The sequence below is a fragment of the Promicromonospora sp. NPDC023805 genome (genome assembly GCF_040639635.1).
GTDB lineage: Bacteria > Actinomycetota > Actinomycetes > Actinomycetales > Cellulomonadaceae > Promicromonospora.
Window position 1 is genome coordinate 108048 of the sequence record NZ_JBFAAH010000017.1, and the last position, 20651, is coordinate 128698.

The 20651-nt window shown below is 70.6% G+C and carries 22 protein-coding genes; 18 read left to right on the top strand and 4 right to left on the bottom strand.

The genetic code is table 11. The features are described from left to right. The first annotated feature begins 70 nt into the window (after positions 1-70). The 7 genes from AB0F70_RS17585 (at position 71) to mshA (ending at position 6553) form a co-directional block, all read left to right on the top strand. Entirely contained in the window at positions 71-739 is a 669-nt protein-coding gene (locus AB0F70_RS17585; RefSeq protein WP_357450727.1) for a GntR family transcriptional regulator, read from the top strand. Then, positions 736-1668 (top strand): carboxylating nicotinate-nucleotide diphosphorylase, encoded by a 933-nt coding sequence (gene nadC / locus AB0F70_RS17590; protein WP_357450730.1) that lies wholly within the window; start codon positions 736-738, stop codon positions 1666-1668. The genes AB0F70_RS17585 and nadC overlap by 4 nt, the downstream gene beginning before the upstream one ends. A 63-nt stretch (positions 1669-1731) precedes the next feature. Next, on the top strand, positions 1732-3261 hold the full coding sequence (gene lysS / locus AB0F70_RS17595) for a lysine--tRNA ligase (RefSeq protein ID WP_357450733.1): 1530 nt from the start codon (positions 1732-1734) through the stop codon (positions 3259-3261). A gap of 39 nt (positions 3262-3300) precedes the next feature. Beyond that, entirely contained in the window at positions 3301-3483 is a 183-nt protein-coding gene (locus AB0F70_RS17600; protein ID WP_357450736.1) for a hypothetical protein, read from the top strand. Positions 3484-3659: 176 nt separating this feature from the next. Continuing rightward, positions 3660-3992 carry an Lsr2 family protein gene (locus tag AB0F70_RS17605; RefSeq protein ID WP_357450739.1) on the top strand — a complete coding sequence of 111 codons (333 nt, stop codon included), beginning with the start codon at positions 3660-3662 and terminating at the stop codon, positions 3990-3992. A gap of 108 nt (positions 3993-4100) precedes the next feature. Beyond that, complete coding sequence (locus AB0F70_RS17610) at positions 4101-5198, top strand: beta-propeller fold lactonase family protein (RefSeq protein ID WP_357450742.1); 1098 nt, start codon at positions 4101-4103, stop codon at positions 5196-5198. Beyond that, on the top strand, positions 5198-6553 hold the full coding sequence (mshA, locus tag AB0F70_RS17615) for a D-inositol-3-phosphate glycosyltransferase (protein ID WP_357450828.1): 1356 nt from the start codon (positions 5198-5200) through the stop codon (positions 6551-6553). The genes AB0F70_RS17610 and mshA overlap by 1 nt, the downstream gene beginning before the upstream one ends. Before the next feature lie 43 nt (positions 6554-6596). Here the strand turns inward: mshA and AB0F70_RS17620 are convergent, their stop codons facing one another. Then, on the bottom strand, positions 6597-7337 hold the full coding sequence (locus AB0F70_RS17620; protein WP_357450745.1) for a phosphoglyceromutase: 741 nt from the start codon (positions 7335-7337) through the stop codon (positions 6597-6599). Between the two features lie 107 nt (positions 7338-7444). After that, positions 7445-8092, bottom strand: a complete 648-nt coding sequence (gene phoU, locus AB0F70_RS17625) for a phosphate signaling complex protein PhoU (RefSeq protein WP_357450748.1) — start codon at positions 8090-8092, stop codon at positions 7445-7447. Between the two features lie 275 nt (positions 8093-8367). Between phoU and AB0F70_RS17630 the strand changes: the two genes are divergently transcribed. From AB0F70_RS17630 to pstB, 7 genes are all read left to right on the top strand, one after another. Further along, complete coding sequence (locus AB0F70_RS17630; protein ID WP_357450751.1) at positions 8368-9639, top strand: ATP-binding protein; 1272 nt, start codon at positions 8368-8370, stop codon at positions 9637-9639. Continuing rightward, positions 9636-10334: a response regulator transcription factor gene (locus AB0F70_RS17635; RefSeq protein WP_357450755.1), complete on the top strand. Its 699-nt coding sequence runs from the start codon at positions 9636-9638 to the stop codon at positions 10332-10334. Before AB0F70_RS17630 ends, AB0F70_RS17635 begins: the two co-directional genes overlap by 4 nt. Positions 10335-10451: 117 nt before the next feature. Beyond that, positions 10452-11585 carry a phosphate ABC transporter substrate-binding protein PstS gene (locus AB0F70_RS17640; protein ID WP_357450758.1) on the top strand — a complete coding sequence of 378 codons (1134 nt, stop codon included), beginning with the start codon at positions 10452-10454 and terminating at the stop codon, positions 11583-11585. 158 nt (positions 11586-11743) lie between these two features. Beyond that, positions 11744-12865, top strand: a complete 1122-nt coding sequence (pstS, locus tag AB0F70_RS17645) for a phosphate ABC transporter substrate-binding protein PstS (RefSeq protein WP_357450762.1) — start codon at positions 11744-11746, stop codon at positions 12863-12865. 124 nt (positions 12866-12989) lie between these two features. Continuing rightward, positions 12990-13991 (top strand): phosphate ABC transporter permease subunit PstC, encoded by a 1002-nt coding sequence (gene pstC / locus AB0F70_RS17650; RefSeq protein WP_357450765.1) that lies wholly within the window; start codon positions 12990-12992, stop codon positions 13989-13991. After that, positions 13991-14950: a phosphate ABC transporter permease PstA gene (gene pstA, locus AB0F70_RS17655; RefSeq protein ID WP_357450768.1), complete on the top strand. Its 960-nt coding sequence runs from the start codon at positions 13991-13993 to the stop codon at positions 14948-14950. Before pstC ends, pstA begins: the two co-directional genes overlap by 1 nt. Positions 14951-15008: 58 nt before the next feature. Beyond that, a complete protein-coding gene (gene pstB / locus AB0F70_RS17660; protein ID WP_357450771.1) occupies positions 15009-15788 on the top strand; it encodes a phosphate ABC transporter ATP-binding protein PstB in 780 nt (259 codons plus the stop codon). Between the two features lie 110 nt (positions 15789-15898). Here pstB and AB0F70_RS17665 read toward each other — a convergent pair whose 3' ends face one another. Continuing rightward, positions 15899-16459 carry a hypothetical protein gene (locus AB0F70_RS17665; protein ID WP_357450774.1) on the bottom strand — a complete coding sequence of 187 codons (561 nt, stop codon included), beginning with the start codon at positions 16457-16459 and terminating at the stop codon, positions 15899-15901. Between the two features lie 303 nt (positions 16460-16762). On the opposite strand from AB0F70_RS17665, the gene AB0F70_RS17670 reads away from it, so the two are divergent. From AB0F70_RS17670 to AB0F70_RS17685, 4 genes are all read left to right on the top strand, one after another. Further along, positions 16763-17245, top strand: a complete 483-nt coding sequence (locus AB0F70_RS17670; RefSeq protein ID WP_116677014.1) for a CarD family transcriptional regulator — start codon at positions 16763-16765, stop codon at positions 17243-17245. Positions 17246-17344: 99 nt separating this feature from the next. Next, positions 17345-18061, top strand: coding sequence for a 2-C-methyl-D-erythritol 4-phosphate cytidylyltransferase (ispD, locus tag AB0F70_RS17675; RefSeq protein ID WP_357450777.1), 717 nt, complete (start codon positions 17345-17347; stop codon positions 18059-18061). Next, entirely contained in the window at positions 18058-18606 is a 549-nt protein-coding gene (gene ispF / locus AB0F70_RS17680) for a 2-C-methyl-D-erythritol 2,4-cyclodiphosphate synthase (RefSeq protein ID WP_357450780.1), read from the top strand. The genes ispD and ispF overlap by 4 nt, the downstream gene beginning before the upstream one ends. After that, the gene (locus tag AB0F70_RS17685; RefSeq protein WP_357450783.1) at positions 18603-19229 is read left to right on the top strand and encodes a TetR family transcriptional regulator; all 627 of its coding nucleotides are present in this window, start codon (positions 18603-18605) and stop codon (positions 19227-19229) included. Before ispF ends, AB0F70_RS17685 begins: the two co-directional genes overlap by 4 nt. A 9-nt stretch (positions 19230-19238) precedes the next feature. Here AB0F70_RS17685 and AB0F70_RS17690 read toward each other — a convergent pair whose 3' ends face one another. Then, complete coding sequence (locus tag AB0F70_RS17690) at positions 19239-20579, bottom strand: D-arabinono-1,4-lactone oxidase (protein ID WP_357450786.1); 1341 nt, start codon at positions 20577-20579, stop codon at positions 19239-19241. Positions 20580-20651 lie beyond the last annotated feature (72 nt).

The window sequence follows — 20651 nt, forward strand, 5'->3', positions numbered from 1 at the left end:
CGTGTTCCCGGGGCGATTTCGCGCAAATACCCAGCACTCAACGATCAACGGGGGTCCGTACGATAGGGCGGTGACAACCGACCGGGCAGAGCGCAGCGCGGACGCCATCCGCGAGCTCATCGTCACCGGCCGGCTGACACCCGGGCAGCGGCTCTCGGAGCAGGCGGTCAGCGAGACGCTCGACGTCTCCCGCAACACCCTGCGCGAGGCCTTCCGGATCCTGGTCCACGAGGGCCTCCTGGTCCGCCGCCCCAACGCGGGCGTCGCCGTGGCCCGTCCCACCCTCGCCGACGTCGTCGACATCTACCGGGTGCGGCGGCTCATCGAGGTCCCGGCGCTCGCGGCGGGCGATCCCGCCCATCCCGGCGCCCGCACCATGCGTGACGCCGTCGACGCGGCCCTCGCGGCCCGGCTCGGCGGCGACTGGCGGGACATCGCCGCGGCGAACATGCGGTTCCACTCGGGGATCGTCGCGCTCGCGAGCAGCCCGCGCCTCGACCGCGTGCACGCGAACCTCTCCGCAGAGCTCCGCCTGTCGTTCGGCCTGCTGGGCGAGAACGGCGCGTTCTTCGACGGTTTCGTCGACCGCAACGCGGGCCTCCTGCGCCGGTTCCTGTCGGGCGACGCCGACGGCGCTGCGGCCGACCTCAACAGGTATCTCACGGACTCGGAGCGCATGCTCCAGGACATCGTCGACGGCGCGGGGGCGCCCGGCGCGGCGGATACGGTGAGCCCGTGAGCACTCTCCCCGTCTTCGACACCCCCAGCACCGTCAACCCGGGGCTCGACGCCGCCTGGGTCGCCCGGACCGTCGAGATCGCCCTCGACGAGGACCTCGGGCCCGTCCCGGGCCGCGACGTGACCTCGCAGGCGACCATCCCGCCGTCGGCCACGGGGGTTGCCGAGCTGGTGGCGCGCCAGGACGGCGTGGTCGCGGGCCTCGTGGTGGTGCGGGAGGTCCTCGACCAGGTGGCGGCCCGCCTGGCCCTGGCGGGCCCGAGCGTCACGTTCCACGCGCAGGACGGCGACGCCGTCACCGCAGGCCAGGTCCTTGCGGTGCTGGAGGGGCCTACCCAGGTGCTGCTGGTCGCCGAGCGGACCCTGCTCAACCTGGCGAGCCGCGCGTCCGGCGTCGCGACGGCGACCCACGCCTTCGCCAGGGAGCTGGCGGGTACGGGCGCGCAGGTCCTCGACACCCGCAAGACGACGCCGGGCCTGCGCGCCCTGGAGAAGTACGCGGTACGCGCCGGCGGCGGCACGAACAAGCGCATGGGCCTGTACGACGTCGCCATGGTCAAGGACAACCACGTGGTCGCCGCTGGGTCGGTCGCCGCCGCGGTCGCCGCCGTCCGCGAGAGGTTCCCGGACGTGCAGATCCAGGTAGAGGCCGACACGACCGACCAGGCCCTGGAGGCCCTGGCCTCGGGAGCGGACTTCCTGCTGCTGGACAACATGGAGCCGGCGCTGCTCGCCGAGACCGTGGCCGCCGTCCGCGAGCGGGAGGGGCACGACGGCGTCCCCGCGCACGTCGAGCTCGAGGCGACCGGCAACCTGACGCTCGAGAAGGCGCGAAAGGTCGCGGCAACGGGTGTGGACTTCCTCTCGGTGGGAGCCCTGACGCACAGCGCCCCCATCCTGGACCTGGCCCTGGACCTCCTCCGCCCCTGACGCACGCGACCAACGGCCGGGGCGCGGGAAAAATGAGCTGGTGGCCCCGATAGAATCTTGTCCGTGACGACCGAGAACTCCGCCGCCGAGAACGCCGCGACCCCGCCGACCGACGACCTGCCAGAGCAGCTGCGGATCCGGCGCGAGAAGCGGGAGCGCCTCCTGGCACAGGGCACGGAGGCGTACCCCGTCAGCGTCCCGGTCACGCACACCATCGCCGACGTCCGCACGACGTACGGCCACCTCGAGGCCGGCCAGGAGACCGACGACGTCGTGGGCATCGCCGGCCGGGTGGTCTTCGTCCGCATCGGCGGCAAGCTCTGCTTCGTCACGCTGCAGGACGGCGAGGGCAACCGCCTCCAGGGCATGCTGAGCCTCGCCGTGCTCGGTGAGGAGGCACTCGCCGCCTTCAAGACCGACGTCGACCTGGGCGACCACCTCTTCCTGCACGGCCGCGTCGGTGCGTCGCGCCGGGGCGAGCTGAGCGTCTTCGCCGACGAGTGGCAGATGGCGGCCAAGTCGCTTCGCCCGCTCCCGGTGCTGCACAAGGACCTGTCCGAGGAGGCGCGCGTGCGGCAGCGCTACGTCGACCTCATCGCGCGCCCCGCGGCGCGCGACATGGTGCGCCTGCGCGCCGGCGTGGTGCGGTCCCTGCGCGAGAACTTCCACCGCCGCAGCTTTCTCGAGGTCGAGACCCCGATGCTGCAGACCATTGCGTCCGGCGCGTCCGCGCGGCCTTTCTCGACGCACATGAATGCGTACGACCTGGACCTCTTCCTGCGTATCGCGCCGGAGATCTTCCTCAAGAAGGCAGTCGTCGGCGGCGTCGAGAAGGTCTTCGAGATCAACCGGAACTTCCGGAACGAGGGCGCCGACTCGTCGCACTCGCCGGAGTTCGCGATGCTCGAGGCGTACGAGGCCTACGGCGATTACAACACCATCGGCGCACTCACCAAGGATCTGGTGCAGACCGCCGCGCAGGACGTTCTCGGTACCACGCTCGTGACCCTTCCTGACGACTCCGAGTACGAGCTCGGCGGAGAATGGGCAAACCTGCGTATGTACGACTCGCTCTCCGAAAGCCTGGGCGAGGAGATCACGGGCGACACGTCGGTGGAGGAGCTCGAGAAGATCGCGGGCCGTCTTGATGTCGAGGTCGGCAACAAGAAGATCCTGAATCACGGAAAGCTCGTCGAGACGCTCTGGGAGCACCGGGTGGGCGACCACCTGTGGGCACCGACCTTCGTGCGGGACTTTCCCGTGGAGACGTCGCCGCTCACGCGCGACCATCGCACCGAAAAGGGGCAGGTCGAGAAGTGGGACCTGTACATCCGCGGCTTCGAGCTGGGCACGGGCTATTCGGAGCTGGTCGACCCGGTGATCCAGCGGCAGCGCCTCGAGGCGCAGGCCAGGTTGGCCGCGGCTGGTGACGATGACGCCATGCTGCTCGACGAGGACTTCCTGACCGCGATGGAATTCGCGATGCCCCCTTCGGGCGGAATGGGCATGGGCATCGACCGTCTGCTCATGGCGCTGACCGGCCAGGGCATCCGCGAGACCATCCTTTTCCCGCTGGTGAAGCCGCAGGCCTGAGGAATTCGAACCACTCGATGAGTTTGTGAGGATCTTGTGATGGATACGACGCTTGCGGTGCTCGCCGGGCTCACGCCCTCGGTGGGCGTCGGCCTGTTGTTCTGGTTTGCCATGCGCAAGATCCTTCGCGCGGACCGTCACGAGCGAGAGGCCCTCGAGCGAATGGATCGCGAGGGCATGGTGGCGACAGCAGAAAACACGGAGAATTCCCCTTCGCGCTGATCCGCGCGGCCGAGGTTATCCCTGGTGGCCTTCCGGATCAAAATCCACGCAGTTCAACTGCGCCGGGTGAAGTTTTGGTGATCGGTGTCACACGACCATTATTGACATGTCAATATTGAGTGCGGCATGCTCACGAACTAACCCCGGAAATTGTGGCTCGGAAGGGAAGTACCCGCATGGTTCAGAAGGTTCAGCTTGTTCTCGAAGATGACATCGATGGCGGTGCCGCCGACGAGACCGTGAACTTCGGCCTCGACGGCGTCTCCTACGAGATCGACCTCAATGCCGAGCACGCGGCCCAGCTGCGTGACGCACTCGCTTCGTGGGTCGGCCACGCACGCAAGGTGAAGTCGCCGGTCGCACGCGCTGCCGGCACCACGCGTCGGTCGCGTTCGGGCAGCGACACGGCGGCGGTCCGCGAATGGGCCAAGGTCAACGGCTACACCGTGAGCGACCGTGGCCGTATCGCGGCTGAGGTCCAGGAGGCATACGCGAAGGCCAACGGCTGACGCGTCGCCTGCACGACGGCATATTGCGCCCCGGCGCCCCTTAGCGGGGCGGCCGGGGCGTCGTGCATCTCCGGCGGGAGCACGGGCGAAACGTCATAGGCTGGCTGCATGAGCACCCCTACCGCTGCCCTGTGGATCGGTACCTACCCGAAGGCTGACACCGAGCCGGGGACGGGCGAGGGCATCTGGCGCGTCGGCATCGGCCCGGGCGGAAAGTTCGCCGGTGGCGAGCTCGTCGCGCAGGTCCCCTCGCCGTCGTTCCTCGCGCTCCACCCGTCGGGGCGCACGCTCGTGGCGGTGGGCGAGGCTGGGCCCGGCAGGGTCACCTCGTTCCACGTGTCCGACGCCGGCACGCTCACCCCCGCAGGAACCGCCACCTCGGGCGGTGCGGGCCCGTGCCACGTGGTGACCACCGACACCGCGGCCTGGGTGGCCAACTACGGTGACGGCGTCGCCGCCGTCGTACCGCTCGCCGACGACGGGACGCTCGGCGAGCCGCGCACGTTCCCGCACGAGGGAACCGGCCCGGTCGCGGACCGGCAGGAGGGCCCGCACGCCCACTTCGTGCACGTGTGGGGGGACCGCGTCCTCGTGGCCGACCTCGGCACCGACGAGCTGCGCACCTACCCGCTCGACGGTTCGGGAGCGGACGGCGAGCCGTCGAGCGGCACGGTCGCCGCCGTCCTGCCGCCGGGTACGGGCCCGCGCCACCTGGTGGAGCTCACCGACGGCACGATCCTCGTCGCGGGCGAGCTGGACTGCCGGCTGCACGTCCTGGTGCCCGCCGGCCCCGGTCGCCTCGAGCACGTCGGCTCGGTAGCCATCACCGCCCGCACCACGCCCGACGGCGCCGCGGGCTATCCCTCGCACATCACCGTCGCCGGCGACCTGGTGCACGTGGGCGTGCGCGGCCCGGACGTCCTGTCGGTGCTCCGGATCCACGACGCGGCCGCGACGCCGCAGGGCTTCGACGACACCGTGCCGGGCGCCGTCGGGCACCTGGTCGTCGAGAACGTCGCCGACGTCGACCTCGGTGCGGGCGCCTGGCCGCGCCACCACGCGGTCCTGGCCGACGGCGGCGTCGTGGTGGTGGCCGCGCAGCTCACCGACGAGCTGATCGCCGTCCGGCTCGACCGCGCGTCGGGCAAGGGCGAGATCACGGACCGACTGGAGCTGCCCGTGCCCGCGTGCGTCCTGGAAGCATGATGCGGGACAGCCTGCCTCCCGGACCCGGCGAGCCCGGCGCGAACCGCCCGCTGCGGGTCGCGATGGTCTCCGTGCACACGTCGCCGCTGGAGCAGCCCGGGACGGGCGACGCGGGCGGCATGAACGTGTACGTGCTGGAGCTGTCCCGGGCGCTCGCCCGGCGCGGGGCGCAGGTGGAGATCTACACGCGCGCGACGACGTCCGCCCAGCCCAAGGTGACCGACGCCGAGCCGGGGATCCGCGTCATCCACGTCTCGGCAGGGCCGTACGAGGGGCTGGACAAGAACGACCTGCCGGGCCAGCTGTGCGCGTTCGCTGCGGGCGTGCTGCGGGCCGAGGCGCACCGGCCGGAGGGCTGGTACGACGTGCTGCACACGCACTACTGGCTCTCGGGGCAGGTCGGCTGGCTCGCGGCGGAGCGCTGGGACGTTCCGCTGGTGCACACCATGCACACCATGGCGCGCGTGAAGAACGCCTCCCTCGCACCGGGGGACGCCCCCGAACCGCACGGCCGGATCATCGGCGAGGAGCAGGTGGTCGCCGAGTCCGACGTCCTCGTCGCGAACACCGAGCAGGAGGCGGCCGACCTCGTGCGGGACTACCGCGCCGACCCCGAGCGGGTGCGCGTGGTGCAGCCCGGTGTGGACCTCGACGTGTTCTCCCCGCCGCCCGACGTCGCCGCGGGAGACCCGGCGGAGCGGGACCGCCGTCGGGCCGCACAGCTGGCCGGGCTGCGGGAGCGCCTCGCGCTGCCGGTGGACCGGAAGATCGTGCTGTTCGCGGGGCGGGTGCAGCTGCTCAAGGGCCCCGACGTGCTGGTCCGGGCACTGGGGGAGCCGGTATGGGAGGAGGGGGACGGTCAGCCGGCCCTGCTCGTGGTGCTGGGCGGGGCGTCGGGCAGGCCCACTGCCGTCCGCGAGCTCGAGGCGCTCGCCTACCAGGAAGGGGTGGCCGCCCACGTGCTCGTGCGGCCCCCGGTGCCGCAGCAGGTGCTCGCCGACTACTTCCGGGCCGCCGACCTGGTGGCCGTGCCGTCGCACAGCGAGTCGTTCGGTCTCGTCGCGGCGGAGGCGCAGGCGACGGGCACCCCGGTCGTCGCGGCCGCGGTGGGCGGCCTGCGCACAGTGGTCGAGGACGGCGTCTCAGGGGTCCTCGTACCCGACCACGAGCCCGAGAGCTGGGCGCTGGTCCTCAAGAGCCTCCTGGACGACGACGCGCTCCGTGCCCGCCTGGCCGTGGGCGCTCGCGCCTCCTCGACCAGGTTCGGCTGGGACCGCGCCGCCGACGAGATCCTTGACGTCTACGAGCAGGCGCGCAAGCACCACGCCACCAGACAACAAACCCCGCCGAGGTAGCCACCTGGCCTCGCCGGATGACTACCTCAGCAGGGTTGGCAGGTCAGCGGCCCTGGTTGGCCACCGCGGCGATCGCGTCCTTCGCGGCCTCCGGGTCCAGGTAGGTGCCACCCGGCTTCACCGGGGCGAGGGTCTCCTCGTCCAGCTCGTACACCAGCGGGATACCCGTCGGGATGTTCAGCCCGGCGATCGCGTCGTCCGAGACGCCGTCGAGGTGCTTCACCAGCGCCCGCAGCGAGTTGCCGTGCGCGGCGACGAGCACCGTCTTGCCGGCCTTCAGGTCGGGCACGATCTCGCTCTCCCAGTACGGCAGGGCGCGCTCGAGCACGAGGTTGAGGGCCTCCGTGCGGATGACGGGGGCGTCGGCGTAGCGCGGGTCCGCGTCCTGGCTGAACTCGGAGCCCAGCTCGATCTCCGGCGGCGGCACGTCGTAGGAGCGGCGCCACAGCATGAACTGCTCCTCGCCGAACTCGGCGAGCGTCTGCTTCTTGTCCTTGCCCTGCAGCGCGCCGTAGTGGCGCTCGTTGAGGCGCCAGCTCCGCTTGACCGGGATCCAGTGGCGGTCGGCGGCGTCGAGCGCCAGGTTCGCCGTCATGATCGCGCGGCGCAGCAGGGAGGTGTGCAGGATGTCCGGGTTCACGCCGGCCTCCTTGAGGAGCGCGCCACCGCGCTTGGCCTCCTCCACGCCCTTCTCGGAGAGGGCGACGTCCACCCAGCCGGTGAACAGGTTCTTGGCGTTCCACTCGCTCTCGCCGTGGCGGAGCAGCACGAGGGTGTAGGTCATGGCTCCCATCCTGCCATCGGCGCGCAGACAGTTGTTGCCGCCTCCACACCGTGGAAGCGGCAACGACCTGTCCGACAGCAGAGCCGACGGCGGAGCGGGCTCGAGCCCTACGCCTCCGGGAAGTCGCCGGTGACGAGGAACGTCACGCGGCGGGCGACCGACACACCGTGGTCGCCGAACCGCTCGTAGTAGCGGCCGACCAGGGTCACGTCGACGGACTCCTGGACGGTGCCAGGCCACTCGGGCGCCAGCAGCAGGTTGAACGTCTCCTGGTGCAGCGCGTCGATGATGTCGTCGTCGCGCTCGAGCGCCTCGGCCACCGTGAGGTCGCGGGACGCGAGCAGCTTGGTGGTGCGCTGGGCCACGCGGACGGCGGCTTCGTGCATCTTCACGAAGGTGTCCCGCGCCTCCGGCACGATCGCCTGCGCCGGGTAGCGTCCGCGCGCCACCTGGGCCACGTGCCGGGCGAGGTCGCCCATCCGCTCCAGGGAGGCGCTCATCCGCAGGGCGCTCACGACCACCCGCAGGTCGGTGGCCACCGGCGCCTGCTGCGCGAGCAGGTGGATGCACCGCTCGTCGAGGGAGTCCTCGATGGCGTCGATGGTCTTGTCGGAGGCGATCACCTCCTGTGCCAGCTGAAGGTCGGCCTCCAGCAGCGCCGTGCCGGCACGGGTGATGGCGGACTCCACGAGCCTGCTCATCTCGGTCAGGTCGTCTCCGACCTGCTGGAGCTCAGCTTCGAAGATCTGTCGCATCGGTTTCCTCTCGCACTCGGGGCGCACGGGCGGTTACGCGTCCGCTGTCGCGCCGCCGAGGAGGGCGGGCAGGGCTGACGCGCGGCCGGGCCGCCCGTCCGGACAAGTCCCGAACGGCGCACGGCACAGCTACCGCCCGCACCCGCCAAGGTTCGGCGCCGCGATGTACCGGGAGGTTAACGCTCTTCCTCCCTGACATGAACAGTAGGCGACACGATCGTCCGAGCGCCCACCGACGTCGTCCTGCGGTTGAAACGTCGACCTACCCTGGAGGCGTGGACGGAATCATCTCCGGGGTACCGGTGCTGGCCGCCGGAATCTTCGGCGTGATCGTCGGCGTGATTGCCACAGTGGCATTCCGCGTCTCCGAGCGGCAGCAGCATGCCCTTGCTCAGGCCGAACCCGACGAGCTCGACGCGGGCCTCGTCCGTGTGCTCTCCGTGCTGCGCTCCGCCGCAGTCGTGCTCGACGGCGAGGACGAGGTCATCCGGGCGTCGCCGCCCGCCTACGCGCTGGGCGTGGTGCGCAACGACGCCCTCGTGCACCCGGCGATCACCGACCTCGTGGCCCTGGTGCGGCGCGACGGCGTGATCCGGGAGCAGGAGCTGGAGCTGCCCCGCGGCCCGGTGGGCCAGGGCACGGTGCTCCTGCAGGTGCGCGTGGCCCCGCTGGGCCTCGAACGGGTGCTGGTGCTCGCCGAGGACCGCACGGAGGCGCGCCGCGTGGAGGCGATCCGCCGCGACTTCGTCGTCAACGTGTCCCACGAGCTCAAGACGCCGGTGGGCGCGCTGGCGCTGCTGGCCGAGACCGTGGCGGACGCCGCGGACGACCCGGTCGCCGTCCGCCGGTTCACCGAACGGATGCAGCGCGAGGCGGTCCGGCTGTCCGCCCTGGTGCAGGAGATCATCGAGCTGTCGCGCCTGCAGGGCGCCGGTGCGATGCCGAAGCTGACCCCCGTCCCGATCCGTGAGGTGGTGGAGGAGGCGGTCGACCGCGCCCGCACCACCGCGCACTCCAAGAACATCGCCATCACCATGGGCGGCGACCTGGACACCGAGGTCTACGGCGACCACAACCTCCTGGTCACCGCGGTCCGCAACCTGGTGGACAACGCCGTCGCCTACTCCGGGCCCGCCAGCCGCGTCGGCGTGGGGGTCAACGAGCGGGCCGGCCTGGTCGAGATCGCCGTGGTGGACCAGGGCGTCGGCATCGCCGAGGACGCGCAGGACCGGGTCTTCGAGCGCTTCTACCGCGTGGATCCAGCGCGCTCGCGCGACACCGGTGGCACCGGGCTCGGACTGAGTATCGTCAAGCACGTCGCCGCCGACCACGGGGGCGACGTCACGATGTGGTCGGAGCCCGGCCGGGGCTCCACCTTCACCCTGCGCATCCCGTCCGCGGACCGGCCCGACGCCGGGAACCGTGGCGCATCGCGCAACGATGCGGAACAGCAGGACCAGCAGGACCAGCAGGACCAGCACAGCCGGCAGGGTCAGCACAAGGCCACGGACGACGTGGCCGCCAAGAACGAGGAGGTAGGCGCGTGACGCGCATCCTGGTGGTCGAGGACGAGGAGTCGTACCGGGATCCGCTGACGTACCAGCTGACCCGCGAAGGTTTCGAGGTGATCGAAGCCGCCGACGGACACTCGGCGCTCGCCGCGTACGACGCGGAGGGGGCGGACCTGGTCCTGCTCGACCTGATGCTGCCCGGGCTGTCCGGCACCGAGGTGTGCCGGGAGCTGCGGGCGCGCGGTGACGTGCCGGTGATCATGCTGACGGCCAAGGACTCGGAGATCGACAAGGTGGTCGGCCTGGAGCTCGGCGCCGACGACTACGTGACCAAGCCGTACTCCTACCGCGAGCTCCTGGCCCGCGTGCGGGCCGTGCTCCGCCGCCGGCAGCCCAACGACTCGGGGGACCACGACGAGGACGGCGTGCTCGAGGTCGGGCCGGTCCGGATGGACGTGGAGCGGCACACCGTCACCGTGTCCGGGGAGCTGGTGGCCCTGCCGCTCAAGGAGTTCGACCTGCTGGAGCTCCTGATGCGGAACGCGGGCCGGGTGCTGACCCGTGGCCAGCTCATCGACCGGGTCTGGGGCGCCGACTACGTGGGCGACACCAAGACCCTCGACGTCCACGTGAAGCGCATCCGTTCGAAGATCGAGCCCGACCCGGGTACGCCCAAGCACCTCCTCACGGTGCGCGGCCTGGGCTACAAGCTGGCCGACGACGAGGCGTGAGCCGCACGGACGTGCGACCGTCGGTGCAGCACGTCACCGGGTGACCGCGAGTCTGGTCACCTTCCGTTCACCTGACGTTTGCTCGCGAGACCGCGTCCGTGAGTAGTTTCGCGGTCCGTGACCATCTCGCCTTACACCCGCCTCGTCTCTGCTGCCACCGCAGGCGTACTTCTTGTGCCGCTGGCGGGCTGCGCGGCGGTCGGGCTGCCGGGTCTCGGGGCGGAGGGCGAGCCGAGCGCCGAGCCCGGGCCAGTGGTCGTCGGGGAGTTCCACGGGGTGGGTGCCTCGTCCCAGGAGTCGGCGATGAAGGCGTGGATCGCCGGTTTCCAGGAGCAGCACCCCGGCGCGGCGATCAGCTACGACCCGGCCGGCTCCGGTGACGGCCGGGAGGCCTTCCTCACGGGTGACACGTCGTTCGGTGCCTCCGACGTCGCACTCAGCGACGAGGAGATGGCGGCTTCCGGCCCTGCCTGCGACGGCGGGAACGCCATCGACCTGCCGGTCTACATCAGCCCCATCGCCGTGGCCTTCAACCTCGAGGGCATCGACCGGCTGAACCTGTCGTCCGACGTGATCGCACGGATCTTCACGGGCCAGGTCACGCGCTGGGACGATCCGGCGATCGCCGAGGCCAACCCCGAGGCGAAGCTGCCCGCGCTGGGGATCACGCCCGTGCACCGGTCCGACGACTCGGGCACCACCGAGAACTTCGCCGACTACCTCCACGAGACCGCGCCGCAGGCGTGGCCCCACGAGCCGGACGGTCTGTGGCCGCTGGCCGGGGGATTCGCGGCGGAGGGGACGAGCGGCGTCACCGAGACCGTCCGGTCAACGCCGGGCAGCGTCACCTACGCGGACGCCTCGGCGACCACCGACCTCGGGCGCGTCGCCATCAAGGTGGGCGAGGAGTACGTGCCCTACAGCGCGGACGCCGCGGCGGCCGTCGTCGACGTCTCGCCGCGGATCGAGAACCGCTACGAGCACGACCTCGCCTTCGTGCTCGACCGGAAGATCGACAAGCCCTTCGCCTACCCGATGGTGCTGGTCTCGTACCTCGTCGTCTGCTCGCGGTACGAGGACCGGGCCGAGGGGACCTTCGTCAAGGAGTTCGTCGGGTACGTGGCGTCCTCCGAGGGGCAGGAGCTGGCCGCCGCGGCGGCGGGCAGCGCGGTCATCTCGAGCGACCTCCAGGTGTGGATCGCCGAGGCGGCGGACGCCATCTACCTGACCCAGCAGCGGACCGACGGGTGAAGAATGCCAGGCCGTGCCATGGTGGGCGTGTTGCGGATCACCCGCTCCACGCGACCTTGTTCACCCTCCGTTTACCTATATCTGGTGAGCAGGTCACTCCACCTGCCTAGCGTCCCAACTGACGCGCCGGCGATCGCCGCGCGTACGACTTGAACAGGATGGAACGACACGTGAAGATCAGCCGATTCCCCCGCGTTGGCTCCGCTGTCATGGTGGGCGCGCTCGCGCTGAGCCTCGCAGCTTGCGGATCCGACCCGACGACCGGTGGCACGACCACCGAGACCGAGGGCGGCGGCGAGGCCATCTCCGGCGACTTCGCCGGTGCTGGTGCGTCCTCCCAGGAGTCCGCGATGGAGGCCTGGGTCGCCGGCTTCCAGGGCGCGAACCCGGACGTGACGATCGACTACGACCCCGCCGGTTCGGGTGCGGGCCGTGACCAGTTCCTCGCCGGTGGCGTTGCCTGGGCCGGTTCCGACTCGGCGATGGACGACGAGGAGCTCGAGAAGTCCACGGAGATCTGCGGCCCCGACGGCGCCATCGACCTGCCGATCTACGTGAGCCCGATCGCCGTGACCTTCAACCTCCCGGAGATCGACTCGCTGAACCTCTCCTCCGAGGTCATCGCCAACATCTTCAAGGGCGAGATCAAGAAGTGGAACGACGCCGCGATCGCCGCCGACAACCCCGACGTCGAGCTCCCTGACCTGGCCGTCACGCCGGTGCACCGCCTCGACGACTCGGGCACCACGGAGAACTTCACCGAGTACCTCTCCGCGACGGCCGCTGAGGCCTGGACGGACGAGCCCGACGGTGTCTGGCCGCTCGAGGGCGGCGACTCCGCCGAGGGCACGTCCGGCGTCGTCGGCGTCGTGACCGAGACCGAGGGCGCCGTCACCTACGCGGACGCCTCAAAGGTCGGCACGCTGGGCACCGCCGCCATCAAGGTCGGCGAGGAGTGGGTGACGCACTCGCCCGAGGGCGCAGCCGCCGTCGTCGACAACTCCGACCGCGTCGAGGGCCGTTCCGAGCACGACTTCGCGATCGAGGTCGACCGCACGCTGACCGACCCGGCCACCTACCCGCTCGTGCTGGTGTCGTACGCCATCGCCTGCACCAACTACTCGGACGAGGCCACCGGTAACTTCGTCAAGGCGTTCCTCGCCTACCAGGCGTCGGACGAGGGCCAGCAGGCCGCGGCCGGCGCAGCGGGCAGCTCGCCGATCTCCGCCAACACGGCCGAGCAGGTCGCTGCCGCGATCGACTCGATCACGGTCGGCTGACCGAACTCTCGACTCCGGCCGGTGGCCGGGCCGACGGCGCAACGAGCGCCGCTAGGTCCGGCCACCGGCACAGCCGTGTCAGCCACAACCCCCCACACCGAGCGATGAGCATCGAGGAGCTCTTGTGACCACGACCGACAGCCCGCCTGAGACTTCACCCGGCCGGGCGAAGCCGATCGCCAGGCGGCGCCGTACCGACACCGAGCGGGGATTCAGCCGGGTGTTCCGCTGGATCTCCACCGGGGCGGGCGCTTTCCTGCTGGTGGTCCTGGCGGCCGTCGCAGTGTTCCTGATCGTGCGCGGCCTGCCGGCGCTCACGGCATCACCCGAGGAGCTCACGAAGAACGGCGGCCTGCCGGCGGGCATGGACTCGCTGTGGGACCTCGTCGGCCCGCTCGTCTTCGGCACGCTGCTCGCCGCAGCCATGGCACTGCTCCTCGCTACGCCGGTGGCGATCGGGATCGCGCTCTTCATCTCGCACTACGCGCCCCGGCGAGCGGCGTCGGTGATCGGTTACGTGATCGACCTGCTCGCGGCGATCCCGTCCGTGGTGTTCGGCCTGTGGGGCGGCAGCACGCTGGCCCCGGTCATCAGCGTCTTCTGGGTCTGGCTCGGCGGCGTGCTCGACTTCCTGCCGTTCTGGACCGTGAACGTGACCAATACGGGCCGCTCGCTGGCCACGGCGTCAGTGGTGCTCGCCGTGATGATCCTGCCGATCATCACCGCGGTCTCCCGCGAGGTCTTCCTGCAGACCCCCAAGCTGCACGAGGAGGCGGCGCTCGCTCTGGGCGCCACCCGCTGGGAGATGGTCCGCACCGCGGTGCTTCCGTTCGGGCGCTCTGGTGTCATCTCCGCCGCGATGCTCGGCCTCGGCAGGGCCCTCGGCGAAACCATGGCGGTGCTCATGATCCTGTCGCCGGGCCTGCTCTACTCGTTCCAGATCTTCGACTCCGGCCAGCAGCAGACCATCGCCGCGTACATCGCGTCACGGTTCGCCGAGGCCAGCGGCCTCGCGGTGAACACGCTGATCGCGACCGGCCTGTCGCTGTTCGTCATCACCATGATCGTCAACATGGCCGCCCGCGCGATCGTCGCGCGCCGCAAGGAATTCTCGGGAGCCAACTGATGAGCGCCACGACTCCGACCGCGGCCTCCGCCGACGCCGTCGCGCGCACGCGTGCCCTCCTGACCACAGCGGACGCCGGTCGCAGGCGCACCGACTCGGTAATGACCGTGCTGATCTACGGCGCGTTCGCGCTCGCCGTCATCCCGCTCGTGTCGCTGCTGTGGACCGTTGCGCTCCGCGGCGCCGAGCGGTTCAACGGCGACTTCCTGTCCACCTCCATGCGCGGCGTCTTCGGCGGCATGGACATGGGCGGCGCCTACCACGCCGCCGTCGGCACGCTGATGATCACGCTGGGCGCCACGGTCATCTCGGTGCCGCTCGGCCTGCTCGTGGCCATCTACCTCGTCGAGTACGGACGCGGTGCGCTGGCCCGGGCCACGACGTTCTTCGTGGACGTCATGACGGGAATCCCGTCGATCGTGGCCGGACTCTTCGCCTTCGCGCTGTTCAGCATCTTCCTGGGGCCGGGCGCGAAGCTCGGCATCATCGCGTCGGTAGCGCTGAGCGTGCTGATGATCCCGGTGGTGGTGCGCTCGTGCGAGGAGATGCTCAAGCTCGTCCCGAACGAGCTGCGCGAGGCGTCATACGCTTTGGGTGTGCCGAAGTGGCTCACGATCATCAGGGTGGTGCTCCGCACCTCCGTCGCAGGCCTGACGACGGGTGTGCTGCTCGCCATCGCCCGAGTGATCGGCGAGACCGCCCCGATCCTCATCACGGCCGGTGTCTCCGACTCGATCAACTTCAACCCGTTCGACGGACGCATGATGACGCTGCCGGTGTACATCTTCAGCCAGTACCGGCAGGGCCCCGTGCCGTGCCGCGAGGATGCGCTCGACTGCTTGATCGACATCAACTTCGACCGGGCCTGGGCCGCGGCACTGCTGCTCATCCTGATCGTCATGATCCTCAACCTGATCGGGCGCCTCGTGACCCGATGGTTCTCCCCGAAGCTGCGCTGACGCGCAGACCGCCACCTGCAGTCCGGCTCAGCCGCAGCTCACACGAAGGAATGATCCGATGGCACAGCGCATCGACGTGAAGGACCTGAACATCTACTACGGCGACTTCCTCGCCGTGCAGGACGTCTCCATGACGATCGACCCGAAGTCCGTCACGGCCTTCATCGGCCCGTCCGGCTGCGGTAAGACGACGTTCCTCCGCACCCTGAACCGGATGCACGAGGTGACCCCGGGCGGGCGCGTCGAGGGCTCCGTCGAGCTCGAGGGCGTCGACCTGTACGGCGCTGACGTCGACCCGGTGGCCGTGCGCCGCACCGTGGGCATGGTGTTCCAGCGCCCCAACCCGTTCCCCACGATGTCCATCCGCGACAACGTGCTGGCGGGCGTGAAGCTGAACAACCGCAAGATGGCGAAGTCCGACGCGGACGACCTGGTCGAGAAGTCGCTGCGGGGCGCCAACCTCTGGAACGAGGTCAAGGACCGCTTGGAGCGGCCGGGCTCGGGCCTGTCGGGCGGCCAGCAGCAGCGCCTCTGCATCGCGCGCGCCATCGCGGTGCGGCCGCAGGTGATCCTGATGGACGAGCCGTGCTCGGCCCTGGACCCGATCTCCACCCTGGCGATCGAGGACCTCATCCAGGAGCTCAAGAAGGACTACACGATCGTCATCGTCACGCACAACATGCAGCAGGCCGCGCGCGTGAGCGACCGGACGGCGTTCTTCAACATCGCGGGCACCGGCAAGCCGGGCCGCCTCATCGAGATGAACGAGACCGCGACGATCTTCTCGTCGCCCGCCGAGAAGTCCACCGAGGACTACGTCTCGGGCCGCTTCGGGTGACGGACGCCTCTTCGCGGAAGTAGACATGCAGCGAGGTAGTCACCCAATGGGAACCGGGTGACTACCTCGCTGCATGTCTACTTCGCCAGACGACTACCTCGGCTGGTTCGTCACTCCGTGGGGGAGGCGGACGGCGACGGGGAGGCCGACGGCGAGACCGAGGGCGACGGCGAGGTCGCGCCGGCCGGCACGTAGTCGGCGTACTCCGGCAGCGTGCCGTCGAACACCGGGAGCTGGAACTCCTTGGAGTCACCGCCGACGGTGAGCGTCGCGTCGACGTACTCGCCGGGCGACGCGCCCACGGTGTCGAGCTGGACCGCCTCGCCGGTCTCCGTGCCCAGGTAGACGGTGCCTCCGGCCGGGACGTCCACGGTGACGGGAGCGGCGCCAGGAGCCTCGAGCGTGAACGACGCGTCGTCCGCCGACTCGTTGGCGAGCGCGCCGAGGACGTTCCCTGCTTCGCCCTCAGCGGCCGACACGACCATGAGGTTGATGCCGCGCAGGTCCCTGTTCTCCTCGCCCAGCACGGAGACGCCGACGCCGTCGGACGGGTCGTAGTTCAGGTCCGTGGTGGTCGGGGCGCAGGCCGCGAGGAGCAAGGCTCCCGTTGCGGAGACCGCGGCGAGGGCGATGGTGCGGGCGCCTCGAGCGGCGGTGGCGCGACGGGACACGGTGAACTCCCTGATGTTCGTCTGGTTCGGGCGGGGCGGATCCCCGCCCGATCCTAGTGGTCCCCGGGGTATGCCCGCGCATCGCGACCAGAGGCGAAATGCCCGGTCAGGGCGTGGCGATGGTCACGGCCCCGGAACGATCCGATAGTGCGGGACCGGGTGGAGACCGTCCTAACTTTCACCCGGCGCAGCGCTCTGACCTGCGGAAACACCTGTCCGAACGGCCTCTGAACAACCCAAAGGGCGCACGTTCTCCTGATTACGCCGTGGTAACCTGGTTTCAGGGAAAGGGGACATCTGCAGATGACGTTCACAGTAGGCGAGACGGTTGTCTACCCGCACCATGGCGCGGCGCTGATCGAAGAGATCAAGGTCCGCAAGATTCGCGGCGAAGAGAAGATGTACCTCAAGCTCAAGGTCGCCCAGGGCGACCTCACCATCGAGGTCCCGGCGGAAAACGTCGACCTTGTTGGCGTGCGCGACGTCGTCGGCCAGGAGGGCCTCGACCGCGTGTTCGAGGTGCTGCGTGCGCCGTACACCGAAGAGCCCACCAACTGGTCGCGCCGGTACAAGGCGAACCTCGAGAAGCTTGCGTCCGGCGATGTCATCAAGGTGGCCGAGGTCGTTCGTGACCTGTCCCGCCGAGACGCCGACCGCGGTCTTTCCGCAGGCGAGAAGCGAATGCTCGCCAAGGCTCGCCAGATCCTCGTGTCCGAGCTGGCACTGGCCGAGCACACCGAAGAGGAGAAGGCGGAAGCGATCCTCGACGAGGTTCTCGCTTCCTGACTTACCCACAGGATCCTTCTGACGTCACTGTCAGGACCCGGTGCTCGCGCCCCACGGGATCCTTCGCTTCAATCATGATCCTGTGGGGACCCCGACCAGATGACGACCCTTGCAATCCTGACGGCCGCTGGTTCGGGATCCCGTCTAGGGCGCGACCTGCCGAAGGCTCTGGTGGAGCTGGACGGCTTTCCACTCGTGCTGCACGCCGCGCGACGCCTCGCGGCGTCGGGCGTCGTGGACTCGATAGTGGTGACTGCGCCTGACGGCCTGGTCGGCGTCATGGCCGATCTCCTGGCAGGCGACCCGCACGTGGGGATCCCCGTCCGGGTGACCGACGGCGGGCCGACCCGACAGGCGTCCGTCGCCGCGGGCCTGGCTCTCGCGCGTCCTGAGGACGACGTAGTGCTGGTGCACGACGCCGCGCGGCCGCTGGTCCCGCCTGAGCTCGTCCAGCGGGTCGTGCGGGCCGTACGCAGCGGTCACGGCGCCGTCGTCCCTGGCCTGCCGGTCACCGACACGGTCAAGCAGGTGCGTCCGGACGGCTCCGCTGAACTGGTCACCGGTACGCCCGACCGCTCGATGCTGCGGGCAGTGCAGACACCCCAGGGGTTCGCCCGCGACCTGCTCGTGCGCGCGCACGACACGGGCGCCGAGCGTGCCGCAGCGGAGCACCTGGCTGCCACTGATGACGCGGGCCTCGTCGAGGCTCTCGGGGAACCGGTCCACATCGTCCCCGGTGACGCGGCAGCGTTCAAGATCACCACCGAACGCGACTTGTGGCTCGCGTCCCTCGTGCTGCAGGAGACCACCGCATGACCGACCCGTCCAGCACACCGGAGCCCGCACGGCCGGCTCCGGCGACGTACCCCCTGCCGCGCACGGGCATCGGGGTCGACGTCCACGCGTTCGCGCCGGACGGCTCGGACCGCGAGATGTGGCTCGGAGGCCTGCACTGGCCGGGTGAGCGCGGACTGGCGGGCCATTCTGACGCCGACGTCGCAGCGCACGCGGCAGCGGACGCACTGTTCTCCGCGGCGGCCCTCGGAGACCTCGGGTCGCACTTCGGGACGGGACGTCCCGAGTGGGCCGGCGCGTCGGGAACCACCCTGCTCGCCGAAGCCGCGAGGCGCGTTCGGGCTGCGGGGTACATGATCGGTAACGTGGCAGTTCAGGTGATCGGAAACCATCCGCGGGTCGGCACCCGGCGCGACGAGGCACAGGCGGCTCTGTCCGCCGCCGCCGGCGCGCCCGTGTCCCTCACCGCGACCACCACCGATGCGCTCGGCCTGACCGGTCGTGGTGAGGGTGTCGCGGCGATCGCGACGGCGCTCGTCGTGCCCGAGGCCGGGGGCGCAGCATGAACAAGCGGAAGCCGCTCGACGAGCGGCGCGCCGAGATCGTCGAGGCGGGCCTGAGCGTGGCGATGCGCGAGGGCGTCGAGTCGGTGACCGTGCGCCGCGTGGCGCAGGAGGCCGGGATCTCGCTGGGCACCGTGCACTACTGCTTCGACGACAAGGACGCGATGCTGCGCGCCATGGGCCGCGCCATCGCGATGCGTGCGTCGGAGCAGGTGCTGGCGGCGCTCGGCGCAGGGCCGGACCGGACGGCCCTGCTCGAGGCCACCGTCGACGCGATGCTGGGCGGCCTCAAGCAGCACCAGGAGATGCGGCTGCTGACCTTCGAGTTCGCGGTCTCGGGCGCGCGTACCCCGGTGCTGCGCGAGGTGGCGCAGGCCCACCTCAAGCAGAGCATCGCGATGACGCGCGAGTACCTGCAGCGGCTCGCAGACGTCGCGCACGTCAGGTTCCGCACCGATATGGGTGCGCTGGCGCGGATGACGGCGCTCCGCATCGACGGCATCGAGCTCGCGTGGATGGTGGACCAGGACGACGAGGCAGCGCGTGCGGGGTTCGCGGACCTCGCGACCGCCGTCTGGGGTGACATGGAGCCCGTGGACGAGCTGGAGCTCGCACAGGAGCTGTGACGCTCAGGCTCAGGCGAACCCGAAGACCCGCTGGGTGTACGGGTTCGCGAACACGCCCTCGGGGTCGGCGGCGTCGCGCACCCGGCGGAAGTCCGGGAGCCGCCGGTACTGGCCCTCGAGGTACTCGGCGTCGCGGGTGTGCAGCTTGCCCCAGTGGGGGCGCCCGCCCGCCGCGGTGAGGATCTGCTCGGCGGCGTCGAAGTAGCGCGCGTACGGCAGGCGCCAGTACTGGTGGACTGCCACGTACGCGGTCTCGCGGCCGTACGCGGTGGAGAGCCACACGTCGTCCGCGGGTGCGAAGCGCACCTCGATCGGGAACGGGACGTTCTCGCCGGTGGACCGCTGCCAGGCGTCGATCTCGCCCAGCACCCCGACGACGGCGTCGCGCGGCACCGCGTACTCCATCTCGCGGAACCGCACCCGGCGGTTGGTGCAGAACACCTCGTGCGACGGCGCCGTGTACCGCCGTGCGCTCAGGGCGCGGGCCGCGACGGCATTGAGGGTGGGCGTCGCCGATGGCACCGCCGTCGCCACCCGGTTCACCGCCTCGAAGAGCCCGTTGGACAGCACCTCCTCGTCGAGGAAGGAGCGGGCCGCCCCCGCGGCCTTGCGTGCGCGGTGGGCGAGGCCCGAGCCGGCGCTCGTCCCGGCGTCGACGCGCGTGTTGCGCAGGGTGAGCGCCCGGCGCGTGGTGGGGAACCAGTAGAACTCGAAGTGGTCGTGCTCGGCGACCAGGTCGTGCACGCCCTCCAGGACGCGGTCCAGCGGCCAGGGCTCCTCGACGGCGTGCAGGTCGAAGGCGGGGACCGCCTCGATCGTCACGGTGCTCAGCACGCCGGTGGCGCCGAGGCCGAGCCGCGAGGCCTCGAACAGGTCGTGCTGCTCGGTGGGCGAGGCGTGCGTGACCTCGCCGTCGGGCCCGACCACCGTCAGGGCGCGGACGCGCGTCGCGAGGCCGCCGAACTTGGCGCCGGTGCCGTGCGTACCCGTGGAGATCGCGCCGGCTATCGACTGCCTGTCGATGTCGCCGAGGTTCTGCATCGCGAGGCCGCGCTCGGCGAGGATCTGGTTGAGCTGGTGCAGGCGCATGCCCGCGCCCACCGTCACGAGGGCGTGGCCGGTGTCCGGGTCGCGCTCCACACGGTGCAGGGCGTTCAGGCGATCCAGGCTGAGCTGTACGCCCTCGGTGGCCGCGGCGGGGGTGAAGGAGTGCCCGCCGCCGACCACACGGACGGTGTGGCCGTCCTTGACCGCGCGGCGTACGGCGTCCGACAGCTCGTCCTCCGAGGCGGGCTGCTCCTGCCGCACGGGCGTCACGCTGACGTTGCGTGCCCAGTTAGTCCAGATCACGGATGCACTATCCCACGGCCCCGTGTCGTTAACTAGACCTCTGTTCCGCGCCGGCGCCGGGGAGTAGCGTTC